Annotated in this window: 2 protein-coding genes; one reads left to right on the top strand and one right to left on the bottom strand. The window is 35.9% G+C overall.

Annotation, left to right across the window (positions count from 1 at the left end; all coding sequences use genetic code 11):
• Window positions 1-531, top strand: a 531-nt coding sequence (locus J7J10_05440; protein ID MCD6130374.1) for a transposase, incomplete at its 5' end; no start/stop codon positions are given.
• 143 nt (window positions 532-674) lie between these two features.
• Here the strand turns inward: J7J10_05440 and J7J10_05435 are convergent.
• Complete coding sequence (locus tag J7J10_05435) at window positions 675-929, bottom strand: type I restriction-modification system subunit M N-terminal domain-containing protein (GenBank protein MCD6130373.1); 255 nt, start codon at window positions 927-929, stop codon at window positions 675-677.
• Window positions 930-1178 lie beyond the last annotated feature (249 nt).

Raw genomic sequence — 1178 nt, 5'->3', positions numbered from 1 at the left:
CTTGCCGTAGGTGATGGCGGTCTGGGCTTCTGGGCAGCCTTAAGGGAAGTATTCCCGGAAACAAAAGAGCAGAGATGCTGGGTACATAAAACCCAGAATATATTAGAGAAACTACCCAAGAGTATGCAATCAAAGGTAAAGAGCAGGATTAAAGATATGTATATGGCGGAGAGCAAGGAAAAAGCATTAAAGGCATACCATGAATTTATCAAATTGTATGGAGATAAATATCCTAAAGCTGTAGAATGTTTAAGAAAAGACAAGGATGTTTTGTTTACATTCTATGATTTTCCTGCACCTCACTGGATACATATAAGAACAACCAATCCTATAGAATCAACATTTGCTACAGTAAGGTTGAGAACAAAAAGAACAAAGGGCTGTGGTTCCAGAATAGCAACACTTACCATGGTATTTAAACTTATAAAAGAGGCAGAAAAGAGATGGCACAGGATAAAAAGATATAATCTTATTCATCTTATTATGGAAGGTAAGAGATTTATAAATGGAGAATTATTAAAGGTTGTTTAAGGGATGGAAAAGAAGGGTACGCTGGATGAATCCACAACATTTGACAATAACTCCATTCCGTAAAACGATCAAGGTAATGCATTAAGTTCTGCTCAATATGTTCTGGGTCTTCAAGTAACGCTTTAAAATCGTATTCTGAATAATTATAAAATCCGAGTGGATTCCCATTTTTTATCCTTTGTAGCATTTAAAAGAACAGGCTCCATATTTTCAAACTGACCTTTATATTTGTTGTGAGTTTCAAGAACCGCCTTTTTGGAACTACTTAAAGCACAATCAAATCGTTTAAGAACAGTAAAAGGAAGGATTATTTTTTGATATTCGTTTCTTTTATATACACCTCTCAACAAATCTGCCAGGTCCCAGATAAAACTAATCTTTTCTTGAAAATTACTCATTTTCCCGCCTCGTCACTAAAGAAACATTGTATAACTTTCTTGTCCTTCTTAGCATCTTCCTCATTATACCCTAAATCTTTCATAAAAATATAGTCTGCCTTCGGCAGAATTTTATTTCATATAGTAGGGTTAATACCCCCGCGGCTCGCCCGCACAGGCAGGGAAGGAATCCAAAGGCTAATATTCTTTTTACTTTTTGAGTGAGCAAAAAGTAAGGATGAGTCAATCAGCAGGATTCCCTTTTTTCTG

Source organism: Deltaproteobacteria bacterium, from assembly GCA_021159305.1.
Classification (GTDB): domain Bacteria; phylum Campylobacterota_A; class Desulfurellia; order JAGGSF01; family JAGGSF01; genus JAGGSF01.
Note: the sequence above shows the minus strand (reverse complement) of the source record. Positions and strands in the feature narration are given on the sequence as shown.